The organism is Pseudoflavonifractor capillosus, assembly GCF_016902575.1.
GTDB lineage: Bacteria > Bacillota > Clostridia > Oscillospirales > Oscillospiraceae > Enterenecus > Enterenecus capillosus_A.
Map to the genome: position 1 here is coordinate 1 of NZ_JACSNZ010000038.1, position 18369 is coordinate 18369.

General features: G+C 61.3%; 13 protein-coding genes. 3 read left to right on the forward strand and 10 right to left on the reverse strand.

The features are described from left to right. Nucleotides 1-190 precede the first annotated feature (190 nt). Nucleotides 191-589: a hypothetical protein gene (locus H9X86_RS09690; RefSeq protein ID WP_204901330.1), complete on the reverse strand. Its 399-nt coding sequence runs from the start codon at nt 587-589 to the stop codon at nt 191-193. Here H9X86_RS09690 and H9X86_RS09695 point away from each other — a divergent pair. Then, nucleotides 582-782, forward strand: coding sequence for a hypothetical protein (locus H9X86_RS09695; RefSeq protein WP_204901331.1), 201 nt, complete (start codon nt 582-584; stop codon nt 780-782). The two genes, H9X86_RS09690 and H9X86_RS09695, sit on opposite strands and share 8 nt — an antisense overlap. Nucleotides 783-900: 118 nt before the next feature. On the opposite strand, the gene H9X86_RS09700 is transcribed toward H9X86_RS09695, so the two are convergent. The 9 genes from H9X86_RS09700 to H9X86_RS09740 form a co-directional block, all read right to left on the reverse strand. Continuing rightward, complete coding sequence (locus H9X86_RS09700; RefSeq protein ID WP_204901332.1) at nt 901-1791, reverse strand: hypothetical protein; 891 nt, start codon at nt 1789-1791, stop codon at nt 901-903. Then, nucleotides 1772-3226, reverse strand: coding sequence for a sensor histidine kinase (locus H9X86_RS09705; protein WP_204901333.1), 1455 nt, complete (start codon nt 3224-3226; stop codon nt 1772-1774). The genes H9X86_RS09700 and H9X86_RS09705 overlap by 20 nt, the downstream gene beginning before the upstream one ends. After that, complete coding sequence (locus H9X86_RS09710; protein ID WP_204901334.1) at nt 3223-3882, reverse strand: response regulator transcription factor; 660 nt, start codon at nt 3880-3882, stop codon at nt 3223-3225. The genes H9X86_RS09705 and H9X86_RS09710 overlap by 4 nt, the downstream gene beginning before the upstream one ends. 248 nt (nt 3883-4130) lie before the next feature. Beyond that, nucleotides 4131-9014: a discoidin domain-containing protein gene (locus tag H9X86_RS09715; protein ID WP_204901335.1), complete on the reverse strand. Its 4884-nt coding sequence runs from the start codon at nt 9012-9014 to the stop codon at nt 4131-4133. A gap of 448 nt (nt 9015-9462) precedes the next feature. After that, nucleotides 9463-12084, reverse strand: coding sequence for a DNA mismatch repair protein MutS (gene mutS / locus H9X86_RS09720; protein ID WP_204901336.1), 2622 nt, complete (start codon nt 12082-12084; stop codon nt 9463-9465). Nucleotides 12085-12696: 612 nt separating this feature from the next. Continuing rightward, nucleotides 12697-13524: a rod shape-determining protein MreC gene (gene mreC, locus H9X86_RS09725; protein WP_204901337.1), complete on the reverse strand. Its 828-nt coding sequence runs from the start codon at nt 13522-13524 to the stop codon at nt 12697-12699. A 12-nt stretch (nt 13525-13536) separates the two neighbouring features. Further along, nucleotides 13537-14124, reverse strand: coding sequence for a Maf family protein (locus tag H9X86_RS09730; protein ID WP_204901338.1), 588 nt, complete (start codon nt 14122-14124; stop codon nt 13537-13539). Nucleotides 14125-14146: 22 nt separating this feature from the next. Further along, nucleotides 14147-16225 (reverse strand): U32 family peptidase, encoded by a 2079-nt coding sequence (locus tag H9X86_RS09735; RefSeq protein ID WP_204901339.1) that lies wholly within the window; start codon nt 16223-16225, stop codon nt 14147-14149. 27 nt (nt 16226-16252) lie between these two features. Then, nucleotides 16253-16567, reverse strand: coding sequence for a cell division protein ZapA (locus H9X86_RS09740; protein ID WP_204901340.1), 315 nt, complete (start codon nt 16565-16567; stop codon nt 16253-16255). 215 nt (nt 16568-16782) lie between these two features. Between H9X86_RS09740 and dtd the strand changes: the two genes are divergently transcribed. Together dtd and mutL are read left to right on the forward strand one after the other, a co-directional pair. Continuing rightward, complete coding sequence (gene dtd, locus H9X86_RS09745) at nt 16783-17217, forward strand: D-aminoacyl-tRNA deacylase (RefSeq protein ID WP_204901341.1); 435 nt, start codon at nt 16783-16785, stop codon at nt 17215-17217. A 12-nt stretch (nt 17218-17229) separates the two neighbouring features. Next, nucleotides 17230-18369 (forward strand): DNA mismatch repair endonuclease MutL (gene mutL / locus H9X86_RS09750; protein WP_204901342.1); only part of this gene is annotated, 1140 nt, incomplete at its 3' end.

Here is an 18369-nt window from a genome sequence, read left to right on the forward strand (position 1 = left end):
AGACCCCCAGCGGGTAGCGTCCTGCCAGGCTGACAAGGCACATCTGGGGAGGTTGGGAAAGAGAACGTGTGCAGGACCTGTTGCAAAATTGCGATTTTGCAACAGGTCCAAATGCTTCCCCCTGCCTGACCGTGGATCGGTTCATGGCCAGGCAGGGGGGATAGATGAATTTGAAGTTATGGGTAGGAAATCACTGTGCAGACTTTGGAATAGTTACCCACAGCGCAGGGCGGACAAACACAGATCCCCAATCAAAGCCAGAAGGAAAATATGTTCTTAGTTCTCCATCAAGCTCTACTTGAGCTCCATACATAGGCTGGTAGAAACTTCGTAAGATATATTCATTTTTTTCAGCCTTTCTCATTTCTGGGTTGCTTACCAATACCTGGCCTTTTCCATCTGAAACATAGGTATAGTTTCTGGTATCTTCCGTCGGTGTGCCGCCTGTAGTACCGAACATATCCGCCTCTGTGAGCACAAAAATTTCGCCCTCAGTTTCATCCCATTTGTTCATTGACTTAGTGAGAGAATACAGAGTCACGGGAATACAATGAGCTTTCAGCAGACTGGTCGTCAACAGGGTGGCCATTTATCGTTACCTTGGCTCCCAGCTGTTGCTTTGCCCCTGGAAGCAGGGTGATGCTTTCTCCGGCATCCTCGTCATCAACTGTGATAGTGACTACATATTGGGCAGCAGTAATCTCACCATCCAGTCCCCCATCGGAACCCACTACCAGTACATCATCAGCAGTTCCCAGCAGGCCATCCGGGCCTCCACATGAATGGCGTAATACCAGTTGCCGGGGTTGGCTCCCACAAAATTCAGCCCGTCCAGCAGCAGCCCCTTGTTTTATGTATGGAGTGTAACACGGCAACCGCCCACTGCACCACTGGTAACGCTCAGGACTGGGAGTCCTGGGTGGCGTTGATGACCAGGCCACTGTACTGCTCCAGACCTATGTCGTAGTACACCGCCAAAAGGTGGGAGCGTCCCGCCACCTGGGCGGTGGGGCTGAGTACCAGCACCACCTGGCGCTGGGTGGAGGCCAGCTGGATTTGCAGGCCCTGGCTGGCTGCCACGTGACAGATGGCCTGAAAATGAGTCCAGTCCACGCTGTTGGCTTCCTGCTGGATGGATGTCAGCGGCTCCAAGATGGGGGACATGGCGGCAGCGGCAGCCTCTTCCCGGGAAGAAGAGGCATCGTTACCCAGGTAATCCCACAAGTGCATGATGTTGTCCTCCAGAGGGGTACTTTCCTGGCCGCTGAGCCAGGCACATACGTCCCATTGCACCTGGGCGATGGCTGTCTCTTTTTGGGCATAGGTGGGCACCTCGCCTGTGGAGCGGGCCACCCAACCCATGCCAAACTGCTGGCCCTGGTATGCGTAGGCCACGTCCAGGAAGGCGGGCTGTCCGTCAGCGGCAGACACAGGGCAGTCCAGCCAAAACCCGGCCTCCTGGCCGGTGCGCCCCTGTTCCAGCATGGCCTCCATGCCGAAAAAGCCCAGATATTCCGGGATCTCCATGAGATTTTTCCGGTACCAGTCCTGGTCTGACCCCTGGGCCCAGGGGACCAGCTGGGCCATATCCTCCGGGTCATAGGAGTTCCAGGGGTAGAACAGCTCGTCATTGATGCCGTAGGTCTGGGGGGAGGCCTCTACCTCCACCGTCTGGCCCGCCTGGGGGGCCACCGTCAGCTGGGCGGCAAGGAGTACGGCGGCACCTGCTGCCACCAGGATCAACACCACCAGCACCACAAAGGACCATGGGTCATACCTGGCTTGCTTCACCTGTTTCCACCTCCTGATGCAAGGGGAAGACCAGGGTCACCTGAGTGCCCTCCCCCGGCTGGCTTTCAAATGCCATGGTGCCCTGATGCGCCGTCACGATGGCCTGGCACAGGGCCAGCCCCAGCCCGGCACCACCCGCCTTGCGACTGCGGCTCTTGTCCACCATGTAGAAGGGCTGGCAGATCTTGTCCAGATCTTCCTGGGGGATGCCCCGGCCCCAGTCCCGAATGCGGATCACCGCCTGCCCCTGCTGGGCCTGGGCGGTGAAGGACAGCTGCCCTCCCGCAGGGCTTGCCTTACGGGCGTTGTCCAATAGGTTGTACAGCAGGGATTTGAACAGCTCTACATCCATGTTTATGGAGATGGGCGGGCAGTGACAGGCCAGATGCAGGCCGGTCTGGTCCAGCAGCGGCTGCAAGCTGACCGCCACCTCCTGCATGACTTGGCTCAGGTCGGTGGGCACAAAGGTGAGGCTGACACTGTCCACACAGAGCAGTTCCAGCAGCTTACTGGACAGGGAACGCAGCCGCCTGGCCTCCTCCAGAATCATGCCGGAGTACTCCACCCGGTGCGCCTCGGACACCTGCCTGGGCAGATAGAGCAGGTCAGCATAGCCCATGATGCTGGTCAGCGGGGTCTTCATCTCGTGGGCCAGGTTGCCCACAAACACCCGCCGCTCCTCCGCCACCTGTTCCAGCTGCTCCACCCGCTGCTGTACCGCCTGGGCCAGGGCATTCATGTCCTGGGCCAAGTCGGCCAGCTCGTCGCCGCTGTGGATGTCCAGCCGGTGGTCATAGTTGCCTCCGGCAATGTGCCGGGCATTTTCCTGCAGGGCGCCCAGGGGACGCAGCAGCCGCCGCACCAGAAGCAGCAGCAGCCCCGCCGCCAGCAGACTGATGCCCAGGCTCAGTCCCACAGCCCCCAGGGCCTGGAGGTCCAGCTGCCGCTGCAAATCCCCAACAGCGTAGGCTGCCACCAGGCGGTACTGACCCGCCTCCAGGGTGAGGGGCATGGCACACACCAGATACCATTCCCCTGAGGTCTCGCCCTGCTGGAGCTGGCATAGGGTGAGGCTGTTGTCCTTGGCGGTGGGGGAGACCACGCCGCCGGGCAGCTGGTTCCACACCGCTTTCTCCTCCTGGTCCAGCAGCATCAGCCCCGCCAGATAGTCGTCGGTGACCTGCTGCTCCAGGGCCTTGATGGCCGCTTCCCGGGTCTGTTCCTCCTGGAGCAGCAATACACCCAGCCGCAGCCGCTGATTGAGGATGCTGGCTTTCAAAATGCCCGCCAGGTACTGCTGCTGGGTGACGGCCCGCTGTTGTTCCTGCTGCCACAGGGCGTCCCGGGCAGAACGCAGCAGCAGCACCGAGGACAGGGCGGTGATGCTCACCATAAGGGTCAGGGTGGAGAGAAAAATTTTCTGCCACAGCTTCATGGCAGCTTTTCCAGGCGGTAGCCGATGCGGGGCAGGGTCACCAGGTGCTGGGCCAGATCCAGCTTCTGGCGCAGCCGCTGGACGTGGATGTCCACGGTGCGGCTCTCCCCCTGATATTCATAGCCCCACACCATGGAGAGAAGCCGCTCCCGGCTCAGGGCCAGATCCTGGTGCTGGAGAAACACCCGCAGCAGCTCAAATTCCTTGGGGGCCAGGGGCACCGGCTCACCGTGGATGGTGACAACGTGGCTGTCCAGGTTCTGCACGATGGGGCCGTAGGTGAGCACCCGCACCCCTCCGCCCCGGCGGCGCAGCACCACCTCCACCCGGGCCAACAGCTCCAGGGTCTCAAAGGGCTTGGTGATGTAGTCCTCTGCCCCCAGGCGCAGGCCTCGCACCTTGTCCCCCACCTGCTGCATGGCGGTGAGGAAGATGACAGGCACCCCCACGCCCCGCAAGTGCTCCATCACTTGAAAGCCGTCCATACCGGGGAGCATAACGTCCAGCAGTACCAGGTCAAACACCCCCGGCTGCACCAGCTCCACAGCTTTGCTCCCATCCATGCAGCTCTGGCAGGTATAGCCCGCCATCTCCAGGGTGGCGGCAATCATGCGGGCAATGTTTTCCTCGTCCTCCACAATGAGAATGTGAGCCATGGTTTTCCTCCTATCCGGATTTGCCTGTATTTTGTTACAATTTTATCACATTCCCATGGACAAGTCAGCAACAAGTTTTATCCGAGTTGTAAATGGGGGCGGTAATGGAGGGAGCGGCCTCTGGCTGGCAAGCCTGAAACCGCCCCTTGCAGAGAAAACAAGCACTCCGTCACGGCACAAAAAGCACCCCCCAGACCAGAAAATGGTCTGGGGGGTGCTTTTGTGGTTCTCAGTGTGTGGCTAGGATTTTAGCTTCTGCGCTTGCGGGACACCACCACGGCGGCGCTCATCAGCATCACAGAAATGGCCAGGGCAGCCACATACAGCATCAGCTGGCTGTTGTCGCCGGTGGGAGGCACCTTGCCGCCCTGGTCAGCCACCACATTGGCCAGCACATAGGTGCTGAAGTGCTCCAGGTTGGCGGTGACGGTGCGGGCATCCTTGTTCACGGTGATGGAAATTTCCTCCACGGTCTTGCCGTCGTCCGAGACATAGAACAGCTTCAGGTTGTCCGCAGACAGGTTCTCGGGGATGGCGAAGGTCATCTGCACCTTGCCGCTGGGCTGGACGGGCTTGCCGTCCAGTGTGGCGGTGATGTCCAGGATGGCGGTGTTCTTCATGTCAGCCACCACGTCCTTCAGGGCTTCCTTCACGGTGTTGAAGATCTCACCCTGGGTAACACCCTCCACGGTGATCACAGTGTTTGCCTCAAACACCTTGTCGGCATTGCCCACGGTGATCTGGTTGTCGGTGTTGTTGTCCAGCATCACGTCTCCACCGGTAACAGGAGCAGAGGGCTGGGGATCCACACTGGTGGTAGGATCGGGATCGGGATCCACACTGGTGGTGGGATCAGGATCAGGATTCACACTGGTGGTGGGATCGGGATCGGGATCCACACTGGTGGTGGGATCGGGATCGGGATCCACACTGGTGGTGGGATCGGGATCGGGATCCACACTGGTGGTGGGATCAGGATCGGGATCCACACTGGCGGTGGGGGCGGGATCGGTATCCTTCTCCCACTTGGCATACAGGGTGATGTCGGCGGTGACTTCGGTGTCAAAGTCATAGGCCTGGGTACAGTCCACATCGGTGTACCAGCCCTGGAAGGTGTAACCCTCCTGGACGGGATCGGTGGGCTGGGCCACCTTGCCGCCGTCAGCCACGGCCACGGGGTCAATGCTGCTGCCGCCGTTGGTGTTGAAGCTCACCAGGTAGTTGACGGTGGGAGTCACGCCGTTGGCGTAGCAAGTCACGTCGTCCACCTTACCCACAAAGGCGTTGGTCTTGGAGCCGATGCGGGCCACAGGGATGTCAAAGGAGGCATGGGTGATGCCGGTCTTGCCCATGAACTGGGTGGTGGCGTTCTCATCGGGGAGGAAGGAGCCCACGGCCTCGTAGGTGTTGCCGTTCACCACCAGCTTGGTCTTGTTGCCCTCATTGGTGATGGTCAGCTGCACCCACTCATTGCAGGGCAGGTCGCAGTCGAACACATACTCGTACAGCTCACGGGCGAAGCCCAGCTTCCAGGTATTGCCGTTGGCAATGGCCTTGACGGTGTGCTCGCCGTAGGCGGCGTCAGCCTCCAGAATGATCTGCTCGCCGGTGTTAGAAGTGCTGTCCTTGTACACCCGCATGGACACGGTGTTCTTGGGGCCCATGGCGTCCAGGCCGGTGGTGGCATAGGAGTTCTTCTCCCTGCCCAGCACCAGAGCGCCGTCAGCCAGGGAGGCTTTGGGGCCCAGAGCCAGGTTGCGGCCGTTGCCGGAGCGGTCCTGGGTGTCGGCGAAGGTGTACTGAACATAGGTCTTGGTGCCGTCCGCCAGGTCGATGACATGATAGGGGTTGGTGTTGGGGGCCACGCCCAGGGTGGCCACGTCAGCCTTCATGGTGGCGTAGTCACGGTCCAGGCCGTTGCCGCCAGTGCCCCACATCTTGGTGCTCAGATAGGGCAGGGCGTCCACAAAGCGGGCGTACAGGTCGGTCTCGTTGATGCCGGCGGCACGGGTGTCAATGTTGTCGTTCCAGATGGCGTAGCAGGCGCCCAGCATCTGGGAAGAACCAGAGGGAATCATGGTGCCGCCCATGTTCTCGGGCTCCCAGCTGTTGTAGAGGTTCTGGGAGTTGAGCCAGTCGCCGTAGCCGCCCTGGCTGCCGTTGCCGCTGGGCACCATGTACAGCTGGCCGTCAATGGTGTTGATGAGGTCGAAGCCCAGGTTGAACATATCCTGGGGTTTGGCCCAGGTGGTGTTCCAGATGTTCATCTGAGCGCCCTGGACGTCATCGGCGGTGAAGGGATGTTTGGCACTGTCGCCGCTCATCTGGGACAAGCTGCCCCAGACCCGGACCTGACGGCCCTTCTCGTTCCGGATGTGGTCGATCATCTGGATGAGGAAGTCACGATAAGCGGAGTGGCTGTCGTAGAACTCGTCGGCGCCGATGTGCACGATGGTGTTCTCATCGAAGATACCATCCTTGATGTACTCGTCGTAGATCTCCTTGATGATGTTAATGCCGTCCTGCTTGCTGATGTCCACGTGGTCGAACCAGGGACGGTTGCCGCCCTTCTTGTTCAGCACCAGATCAGGGCGCTTCAGGGTGTTCTTGATGTAGTTGGTGATGGACAGAGCGTGGGCGGGCACGTCCAGCTCAGGGATAATATCCACGCCCAGGGCACGGGAGTAGGCCATGAATTCCTTGAACTCGTCCTTGGTGTAGTAGTAGTCCTTGGAGGTCAGGCCATCCTTGGAGTACTCCAGACGGTAGCCCTGGTAAGAGTTCCAGGCCTCGGCTTCCTTACCAGCGGCCACATAGTCCTCCATGAAGATGAGGTTGTCGCTGAGGTGCACATGGAAGCTGTTCATCTTGTACCAGGCCATGGTCTTGGAGATGGTCTTCAGAGTCTCCATGGAGGTGGGCTTACGGCCCACGTCCAGCATGAAGCCGCGGTTCTCAAACTCGGGGTAGTCACAGGCGGTGCCCTGGGCAATGGTCAGGTTGCCGGACAGCTGCAGAGCCTGGAGCACAGAGCGGGTGCCCCAGTAGGCGCCGATGGAGTCGTGGGCCTGGATGACCACCTGGTCGGTGACCACCATGTTGTAGGTCTCCTTGTCGAAGCCAGCCTGATCGTGGTACACCAGGCTGATGTCGCCGGCCTGGGCAGGGCCGGAGACGATGGACAGGTTCAGGCCGAACAGGTCACGGATATCAGCCTGCAGCTCCTTGGCCACAGAGGTGTACTTCTCGTCGGCCACGATGCGGGTGCCCTGGGTGAGGGTGAACACATTACCCTGCTGAGCAGAGGTGGAGTACCACTGGGCCAGCTCAGGGATCACGGCGGGCTTGGTGTTGCCTTCGTTGGCAGGATGCTCACCGGGAATCTCCAGATTCACGGTGGCGGAGGCACAGTTGGTGTAGTCCTCCTGATCCCGCACGGTGACGGAGATCTCCACGGTGGTATCCACCAGGGGGGTGTGGATGGCGCCGGAGGCATCCACCACCTGCTCATAGTTGCAGCCCCAGACCACGTCGTAGCCGTCGGGCTTGTTTGCGGTCATAACCACCTTGTTGCCCTGAACCTCCATGCTGTTGGCCAGGGTGGCGGCGGCGGTGGCGGGGGTGACAACCTCTTCGGACGCCTCCTGATAGACCTCAAACTCGTACATAGCCACGTTGTTCCAGAAGGTGCTGCTGTACTTCTCCACCACAACCCGGACGTAGCGAGCCTCAACGATTTCAGGGAAGTTCACAGTCTGCACCGGAGCGGTGGCAATGGGCAACTTGCTGGTAAAGCTAGCCCGGGTGTCCCACTGGCTACCGTTCATAGAGGTCTGCACAGACCACTTTTCGGCATTGTTGTTCTCCCAGTAGAGGATGACGCTGCCCACTTTGTAGGTGGCGCCCAGGTTGTAGGTGATGGTGGGGTTCTTCACGTTCTGGTTGGTGGCCCAGCGGGAGTCCCGATCGGTCTTGTTGCCGTCCCGGGCCTTGTCAGCGTTGAAGGAGGTGCCGCTCTCCACGTTGGTGGCGGAGGCGATCACGTCGTTCTGACGGGCGATGTTGGTGCCCTTGGGCAGGGTCACCACCTGGTCGTCGGGGTTGACGGCGTCGGCGGGCATGTGGCCGTACACCTCAAATTCCCGCACGCCCACATTGAACCAGGTGCCCACAGAAGCGGCATACTTGGTGACACGCAGACGCACATACCGGGCGGTGATTGCCTGCTCCAGGTTATGAGCAGGCTCCTGCTCCTGGTTCTCGGAGATGTTCACCCGCTCATCCCACTGGCTGTTGTCGGTGGAGGTTTCAATGACATAATTCCGCACGTTGCTCTTTTCATAGAAAAGCCTAAAGCCAGTGATGGTGCGCTCCTGGCCCAAATCCAAGGTCAGAGTGCGTGCAGTGGTACCCCGGCCATCATTGGGGGTGCCCCAACGGGAGTCCACAGAGGTGTCTCCGTCAATGGTGGCAGAGGGGGGATAGTCTTGGGTCTCGGTGTCAGCGGTGGGAGCGGATGCGGTGACACCGTCCAGGGTGGCCAGGTTGCCGATGACCTCTTCGGTGCCGTACACCTGGAACTCACACACGCCCACGTTGTACCAGTTGGCCACGGCCTCAACGTACTTGGTCACGCTCAGGCGGACATACCGACCCACCACGGCCTCACCCAGAGTGTGGGTGACCTCTGTGGCGGGGGTGGCACCTTCCACAGTCACACGAGTGGTCCACTGCTGGTTGTCTGTGGAGGTGGCGATGGTGTAGTCCCGGATGTTGGAGTTCTCCCAGAACACCTTGAACTCATTGATGGTGCGCTGAGCGCCCAGATCCAGAGTCAGGGTGCGTTCGGTGGTACCCTTGCTGTCGTTTTCGGAGCCCCAACGGGAGTCCTTGCTGGTGTCGCCGTCAATGGTTTTTTCTGCGGTGTATTTACCGCCATCCGTACTGGAGGCCACGGCAGTCACACCCTCCAGGCGGGCCAGGTTAGTGGCCTGGGTATCGGCCTGGGTGCTGGTCTGTGTATCGGACTGGGTGGCTGCTTTAGGCAGACCGTCAGCCGATGCCACGACCCCACTGGAGAGCATGGCAGCAGCCAACAGGGCCGCCAGCCACCGCTTGTGGGTTTTTTTCATACGTTTACACCTCTTCCTTTCCTTTTGTACAGGAGTTTTGGCAGCAGTCTCCGGTTGAGCCTGGGACGGATAAAAGGAAAACCATATGCCCACTGCTCCCCTTGTGCAGGATCCACGGCCCTCTACATCTAACGGCAGCAGCAGCACACATGGTCATGCCTGATCCAACAGTAACATCCCATGGCTCACTTTTTCCCGGTTATACGGAAAAAAGAGAGACCTGTGCCTGGTTTTTCCTCTCAGAGTCATAGTAACAGAAGGGTTGTCATTCTGTCTACCGATATTCCAGCCAAAAATCTCATAAATAAATTGTGAAAAACGCATAAACACCGGAGAAGTAAAAATTTGTTTTTGCACTATTTCATGCAGTTTCATCGAAAAAATGATTGATTTAGTAAAAAATAAGCCACCCGGAGGAGGAAATGCCTCTGGGTGGCTTGGGATGGGGTTACAGCTTTTGCTTGAGTTGATAGAGCAGATTCAGCGCCTCGATGGGGGTGAGGGTGTCTACGGCGGTACTCCGCAGAATATCCGCCACCTCGTTCGCCCCCAGATCGCCCAGGGTCAGCTGCTCCTGGGGCTGCTGGGCCACGGTGCCCACCGGAGCCACCCCGCCCTGGCTCTCCAGCTGGGCCAGAATCTCTCTGGCCCGGGAGATGACGGGATTGGGTACCCCGGCCAGCTTGGCCACCTCGATGCCGTAGCTCTGATCCGCCCCGCCGGGGACGATCTTGCGCAGGAACACAATGTCGTCCTGGCGTTTTTTTACGGCGATGTGGAAGTTGTGTACGCCGTCCAGCTCCTGTTCCACTGCCGTCAGCTCATGGTAGTGGGTGGCAAAGAGGGTCTTGGCCCCCAGCTTTTTGGCATTGGCGCAGTATTCCAGCACTGCCCGGGCAATGGACATGCCGTCATAGGTGGAGGTGCCCCGTCCAATTTCGTCCAGAATGAGCAGGGAGTGGCGGGTGGCGTTTTGGAGCAGCTGGGCCACCTCGCTCATCTCCACCATGAAGGTGGACTGACCGGCGGACAAGTCGTCCGAGGCTCCGATGCGGGTGAATACCCGGTCTACCACACCGATGTGGGCACAGCGGGCGGGGACAAAGGACCCCATCTGGGCCATGAGCACGATGAGGGCCACCTGGCGCATGTAGGTGGATTTGCCCGCCATATTGGGGCCGGTGATAATGGACAGACGGTGGTCTTTTTCGTCCATCTGGGTGTCGTTGGGCACAAAGAGGGAGTCTTTCAGGGTGTGCTCCACCACCGGGTGGCGGCCCTCCTGGATGTCGATGACCCCGCTCTCGTCCACCACCGGGCGGCAGTAGCCTCGCTCCACTGCCACGGTGGCAAAGGAGAGCAGCACGTCCAGCTGAGCCACACTGCCCGCCGCCCGCTGCACCTCCCGTACCTGGGCGGACACCTTGTCCCGCAGCTGACAGAACAGCTGGTACTCCAGGGCGGTGATGCGGGTCTGGGCGGAGAGGATCTCGTGCTCCAGGTCCTTCAGCTCCTGGGTGATGAACCGCTCGCAGTTGACCAGGGTCTGCTTGCGGATGTAGTCCTCTGGCACCAGGTCGTAGTTGGACTTGGACACCTCGATGTAGTAGCCGAATACCTTATTATAACGCACCTTCAGGCTCTTGATGCCGGTGCGCTCCTTCTCCCGGCCCTCCAGGGCCATGACCATATCTGCCCCGTTGGTGAGAATGTCCCGGAGATGGTCCACCTGCTGGTCATAGCCCGGGCGGATGAAGTCTCCCTCCCGGATGGTGAAGGGCAGGCGGTGGTCGTCGGTCTCGTCCCGGATGGCGGCGTCGATCTCCTGCTGCAGCGCCTCCAGGCCCAGCAGACCGGCTTGAATCCCCTCCATGGCCCGGCCGGTGAGGGCGGAGAGCTGGGTGGCCAGGGCGGGGAGCATGGCAAGGCCCTGGGCCAGGGCCTTCATGTCCCGGGCGTTGGCGGAGCCGTAGCCCACCTTGCCGATGAGCCGTTCCAGGTCCGGGATTTGGCGCAGGGTGTGGCCCAGCTCTTCCCGGGCCACAAGGTTGTCCACCAGGGCGGCCACGCCGTCCTGACGGCGGGCGATGGCCAGAGGGGAGCGCAGGGGCCGCTCCAGCCAGGTGCGGATCATCCGGTGGCCCATGGGGGTGCGGGTCTTGTCCAGCACCCACAACAGCGAGCCTTTTTTGTCCTTGCTGCGCATGGTTTCGGTGAGCTCCAGGTTGCGCCGGGCGGTGAGGTCCAGCTCCATGTACAGCCGCTGCTCCGGCTGCTCCACCACCAGGGGGCCTAAGTGGGTCAAATCGGTCTTCTGGGTCTGGGACAGATACCCGGCCAAGGCCCCAGCGGCCTGATAACAGGCGGCGTTTTGGGGAGGCAGCTCCACCCCCTGCTGCCACAGGGCACAGGACACCAGGGCGTCCACCGCCTGGGCGGGGGCAAACCACTCCTCCGGGGCACTCTGGCACAGGCAGTCCAGCCGCTGGCGCAGAAATTCCACCAGCTCCTTGTTGCCAGCGGCCTGGCCGGAGAGGATGGCCTCGCTGGGGGGACAGGCGGAGAGCTGGTTGCACAGGTGGGGCAGCCAGTCGGCCCCGTCAAAGGGAATGGTGTGGAACTGGCCGGTGGACAGGTCGCACACCGCCACGGCGGCCCTGGTTCCGTCCACATACACCCCGCAGATGTAGTTGTTGCTGTTCTCGTCCAGCATCACGTCATCCATGGCGGTGCCGGGGGTGACGATGCGCACAATGTCCCGCTCCACCAGCCCCTTGGCGGTGGCGGGGTCCTCCATCTGCTCGCAGATGGCCACCTTGTACCCCCGCTTGATGAGTCGGGCAATGTAGTTCTGGGCCGAGTGGTAGGGCACCCCGCACATGGGGGTGCGCTCCTCCTCCGGCTTGCTCCGGTCCCGGGTGGTGAGGGTGAGGCCCAGCTCCTGGGCGCCCACCTTGGCGTCGTCGTGGAACATCTCGTAGAAGTCCCCCAGCCGGAAAAACAGCAGACAATCCGGGTTTTCCTCTTTGATTTTAATGTATTGTTTCATCATGGGGGTGAGTTCCGCCATGGGTGCACGACCTTTCTATCTGTTCTTGCTGTGGCAGCTGTCTTGCCCCTACTCTGGTGCAGGCTTGCCAGCCTGGGTTTGCTCCGCAGGGTGACTTTCTCCACGATGAGAAAGTCACCAAAGAATCGCTTAGGGCGTTCCCCCCTAAGGACCTCCCTTGGGTATCTCGGCCCAGTGCTGTGTATCTCCTACCGACGCTGAGGAATTGGGACTGTGTGCCCTCCTTGCGCCGCTGCCGCTGATGCCTACGATACAGAAGAACTGTGCTTCTTTGGCGACAGCGTCGGTGCATGGCGGAGACCACGACCCCCACCCACGCACCGGCCCTGTTCTTCTGGGGCAAGTGTTCTCCACACTGGGAAGATGAGCGGCAGCGGATGTAGGGAAAGTAGAGTGTCGGTTTACCTCTGGGCCGGTTAGGGTTGCTCCAGCGGCCTAGGGCTGTTGGCCCCAGGGGGGTACCTAGGGGGGAACGCCCTAGGCGGGTTTTGGTTCCTTTTGCCCGAACAAAAGGAACCCCCAGCGGGTAGCGTTCCTGCCAGGCTGGCAGGGCTATGCCAAGGAAAAGGAAAGCGGGAAGAAGTGTGCCCCTGACGGGGCACAGCGGGGTGATCACTCGAACTGGGTAATCACATACACATACCGGATGTTTGCCACATCCGCACTGGGCAAGAGCACCCCGGTACGGCTGATGCCGTCGGCCTCGGTCTGGATGCTCTCGATCTTGCCCACCATCAGGCCGCCGGGGTATTTGTCTCCCAGTCCCGAGGTGGTCACCTGATCCCCGGTGACCAGCTGGGCGTTTTGGGGGATATAGGTCAGCTTCAGCTTCCCCGCCCCCATGAGGGAAAAGTCGCCCTGAGCCATGCCGCTGTCATCGGTGCGGGACACCCGCACCCCCAGCTCCAGCCCCGGGTCCAGCACCGTGGAGGCCAGACACCAGGTGCTGCCCACATCTTCCACCACACCCACCAGGTTGCCATACTGGTCAATGACGCAGTCTCCCACGGCCACATCCTCATTGCTGCCTGCGTTGAGGGTGATTTGGTTGCCCCAGTTGGTCACCGAGCGCTGGGTAACGGTGGCGGAGGCATAGGCCCAGTCCGGGTGTTCCTGGGCCACCCCCAGCAGCTGCTGGAGCCGCTCGTTTTCCCGCACAGCGTCCTGGCTCTCCCGCACCTGCTCCTCCATTTCGGCCAGCTGCTCTTTCAGCTTCTCATTTTCCTCCAGCAGATCGTCATATGCGGTGAGGCGGTCTTTCTGCCCCTGGAGCCAGTCGGAGATCCCGGCGGTGGCAGCGCCCACGGGGTTTGTGAGGATGCGCACGGCGTTGGTGATGGGGTTGACCCCGGTGATGGCGGAGACAATGGCCAACAAAGCCGCCAGCAGCACCGCAGCCACCACCAACAGCCCGCCGTTGTCCCGGAAAAATCCCTTCATACTTCCTCCTGTTTAGTGGTCGGCCATCTGGAACAGATCCAGGCCAAATCCTGCCAGAATCCGGCTGAGCCGGAAAATGGGCAGGCCCACCACGTTGAAATAGTCTCCTTCAATGCCGGACACCAGCATGGCGCCCAGGCCCTGGATGCCATAGGCCCCGGCCTTGTCCATAGGCTCCCCGGTGGCGATATAGTGGGAGATCTCCTCCGGCTCCAAGTCCCGGAAGGTGACGGTGGTGCACTCGTGCTGGGTCATCACCTGATCGCCTTTGATGACGGTGAGCCCGGTGTACACATAGTGGCGGTTGCCGCTGAGGGCTGTGAGCATGGCAAAGGCCTCCCGCTGGTCGGCAGGCTTGCCCAGCACCGCCCCTTCCAGAGCCACCACGGTGTCGGCGGCGATGATGAGGTCGTCCTGGTCGGCGTGGCGGGCCACGGCCAGGGCCTTGCGCCGGGACAGCTCCTCCACCACCTGGGCGGGGGGCAGATGCTCCTCCACCGTCTCGTCCACCTCCGGGGAGGTGACCTTAAAGCCCCGCAGCCCCATCTGGCTCAGCAGCTCCTTCCGCCGAGGGGACTGGGATGCCAAAATAATGTCCATAGTGAATGGTTCCTCCTAGTCGTTATTCCACGTCTCTGTAATAGAGACCACGGGTGTACGGTGTGGGCGCAGCGTCCCCCACACCCTGGTATCGCAGCACCATGTCCGCCACAGTCTGGGCGTCCTCGGTGGTAAACAGCAGCTGCAGCGAAGACACCCCGGCTCTGAGATAGTCCCCCGCCTTGTCGGCCAAAAACAGGGTGCCGGAGTTGAAGATCTCGTTGCGGCAGCCCCAGGCCTTGAGCACCGGGAAGTCCACCCCCCGCCGGTCGGTGAGGGTGTTGCCAGTGCCACAGCAGCACTGGCCTGCCCCCGCCTTCATGGCACAGTTCTCTGTAATCATCAGGGGCAGACGGCCATAGGCCAGCAGCTCCAGGGGCAGGGTCTTGGACAGATCCCGGATCTGGGCCAGCTTCAGCTCAAAGGATGCGGTGAGGGAGGCAAGGCCCAACTCCCGATAGGCTTCCAACCCGTGGCTGTTGAATACCTGCAGCCCATAGTCCCCGTGGAGGGTGAAGCCCAGGCGCTGGGCCACGTCCAGCAGCCCCAAATTGCCCACCAGGGCGTGGGTGATTCCCATGTCCCGGCACTGGGAGAGCTGCTTGTTCAAGGTGTCCATCTCCCCGTCCCAACAGATGCGGGGGAGTACCACCGCCGCCTGGATGCCCTGGGCGATGATCTGGGCCACCACTTCGGGGTGGGCCGCCGCCTCGTCCACGGGCAGGGCGATGCGCTCCGGCCGGGTGTCCAACACAGCGGGTGAGCACTGGCTGGCGCTTCGCAGGGTGACGTGGATGGCAGGGATGAGGGTGGGATTGTCCACCTGGGGCACAGGCGCATAGGGGAAGTGCCGCCGGGGCGGCAGGGCAGTGCGCAGGGCGGAGAGCTGCTCCACGCCGTCCCGGCGCAGGGCGTTGAGGGCGGAGCGGGGCAGGGACAGGCCGGGGGCCACATCTGCCTGTGCTTGGGTCACCCGGTAGGGAGTACCTCCGGTTTTGGACAACTGAGCCGCCACGTCCGACCCCTCCAGGGCCCGGGTGCGGGCAGGCTCCGGCACAGGCCCGGTGACGGTGACGGTGTGGCCGTCCTCATCGGTGAGGGTGAGGGAAGCGGGGTGAAGCGCCTGGATGGAGGCGTTCAGGGTGACGGAAACCAGCTGGGTGGGCTTGTCGTACCCGGCCCGGGCGGCGGCAAACAGCTCCTTTGGCTCGGGCTGCTGCTCCCGCACACCGAACATGTGGGCGCCCTGGTTGCCCGTAAAATACCCGTCGGTGAAGCCCTGGCGGGAGAAGGCGGCGGTGAGCTGGGCCACCTCCTCCGGGGTGGGCTCCCGGCCCTCCCGCAGGGCATCAGCGTAGATTTTGGTGACCACCCACACGTATTCCGGGCGCTTCATCCGGCCCTCGATCTTGGCGCAGGCCACGCCCATGTCTTGCAATTCCCGCAGGTGTCCGGCCAGGGACATATCTTTCAGAGACAGGGGGTAGCGGTCTGCCTTGCCGCTGAAGCCGTAGCTGAGCCGGCAGGGCTGGGCGCACAGACCCCGGTTGCCGCTGCGTCCCCCCAGCACCGAGGAGAAAAAGCACTGCCCGGAGTAGCACATACACAGTGCCCCGTGGACAAAGGTCTCAATCTCAATGGGAGAGTGGGCGCAGATGTAGGCGATCTCTTTGCGGGACAGCTCCCGGGACAGCACCGCCCGGGTCAGACCCAAATCGGCGCAGCGCTTCACCCCATCCAGGTTGTGAATGGTCATCTGGGTGGAGGCGTGGAGGTGCACGTCGGGGGCCACCTGACGCACCACCTGCAAAAGCCCCATATCCTGTACCAAAATGGCGTCCACACCCAGGCTGGAGGCCTCCACCGCCACCTGGGCGGCCTGGGAGACCTCCCGGTCGGAGGCCAGGGTATTGAGGGTGAGATACACCTTCACCCCGTACAGGTGGCACAGGTCTATGGCCTGGCGCAGCTCGGCGGCATCAAAGTTGCGGGCATTGCGCCGGGCGTTGAAGGGGCCGTAGCCCAGATATACCGCATCCGCCCCGGCATATACCGCCGCTCGAACAGCCTCAGGGCTTCCGGCAGGGGATAAAATCTCCATAGTATTCCTCTCTTCCAGGGATATCCCTTACTTTTTGGTGGTCTTTTCCTGGCGGGGGTGCTTGGACTGGTGCAGCTCCATTTTCAGCTGGGCATTCTCCTCCAGCAGGTCTTTGATCTGACGGCGCAGATTCTCACCGGCCTCTTTTTCCTTCAGGTGCTGGTCGGCGATGTTCAGGCAGGTGAGCAGGGCGCAATCCACCTGGGTCATCTCGCCGCCCTCCAGGGTCTGGCGCAGCTGGTCGTTGACGAAATCCGCCACCTGGTGGACGTATTCCTCCCCCTCCTGGGCCAAAAGCACATAGTTGTGTCCGGCTACGTTGACAGTCACACGGTTTTGCATGGAAATTCCTCCTTGTATCCGGTGTTTTCAAAACAGCATCATGGCAGCTGACATTTTTACAGCATAGCATTATATCACAAACACAGAAAAAAAGGAATGAAAAAACCCGGCTGTTGCGGTATTTTTCCCGCCCTGTCAGGATGCAGGAACACATGGTATTTCTCTGGGGGTTGTGATATACTAGACCAAATACATATAGAGTCAGGAGGATACCCATGAAGGCAGTGGTAACCAGAGTGAAAAACGCCCGGGTGGAAATCGACGGGGCGGTGAACGGAGCCATTGACCAGGGTCTGCTGGTGCTGTTGGGGGTTGGCCCCGACGACACCCAGGCCACGGCAGATAAAATGGCAGATAAAGTGTGCGGCCTGCGGATTTTTGAGGACGAGGCCGGGAAAATGAATCGAAATTTGGAGACGGTGGGAGGCTCTCTGCTGGTGGTAAGCCAGTTTACCCTCTACGCCGACACCTCCTCCCGCCGTCCCGGGTTCTCCGGGGCGGCCAAGCCGGACGTGGCCATCCCCCTCTATGAGCGCTTTCTGGAGCAGTGCGCAGCCCGGGGGTTCCGGGTCCAGCACGGGGAATTTGGGGCGGATATGCAGGTGTTCTCCCAAAACGACGGCCCCGTCACCATTTTGCTGGAGCTATAAGGAGGGAAATTTATGCCCACCATTCGACAACTAGACCCCCATGTGGCCGACCTCATTGCCGCCGGTGAGGTGGTGGAGCGGCCCGCCTCGGTGGTGAAAGAGCTGATGGAAAACGCCATTGATGCCGGGGCAAATGCCGTCACCGTGGAGATTTCCCACGGGGGCATGTCCCTCATCCGGGTCACCGACGACGGCTGCGGCATCGCCCCCGACCAGTGCCAGACCGCCTTTCTCCGCCACGCCACCTCTAAAATCTCCTCCGAGTACGACCTGGAGGCCATCGGCACCCTGGGCTTCCGGGGTGAGGCTCTGGCCGCCATTGCGGCGGTGTCACGGGTGGAACTGCTCACCAACCAGGGCCAGGGGCTGGGCACCGCCCTGTCTCTGGAAGGGGGACAGCTGGTGGAGCAGGAGGAGGCGGGATGCCCCAAAGGCACCACCATGCTGGTGCGGGACCTGTTTTTCAACACCCCCGCCCGGTTGAAGTTTATGAAGAAGGACTCCGCCGAGGGTGCGGCGGTGTTTGCTGTGGTCCAGCGCCTGGCCCTGTCCCATCCGGAGCTGTCGGTGAAATTCATCCGGGACGGCAAGCAGGAGCTGCTCACCCCCGGAGATGGACAGCTGAAAAGCGCCATTTATGCCGTGCTGGGCCGGGATCTGGCTCTGGGCTTTCTGCCAGTGAAGGGCTCGGGGGAGCATATGGAGATTTCCGGCTTCGTCTCCCTGCCCACCTGCTGCCGGGGCAGCCGCAGCTATCAGCACTTTTTTGTCAACGGGCGGTATGTGAAAAGCCGGGTGATGATGGCAGCTCTGGAGGAGGCCTACCGCAACCAGAAGATGGTGGGCAAGTTCCCCGGATGTGTCCTCCACCTCACCCTGCGCCCCAACAGTGTGGACGTAAACGTCCACCCCACGAAGACAGAGGTGAAGTTCCAAAACGAGCAGCAGGTGTTTTCCACCGTATACCACGGGGTGCTGGCGGCGCTGAACGCCGACCAGACCCGCCCCCAGGCGGTGGTGAAGTCGGTGCTGCCCCGGGAAGACACCGTGACCCCCAACCAGACCAGCCTGCATGACGTGTCCGCCACCGCTGTGGCCCGGCCCAAAGTCACCACCCCGCCCCCTCAGGTGACGGCTCCCAAGGCTCAACCC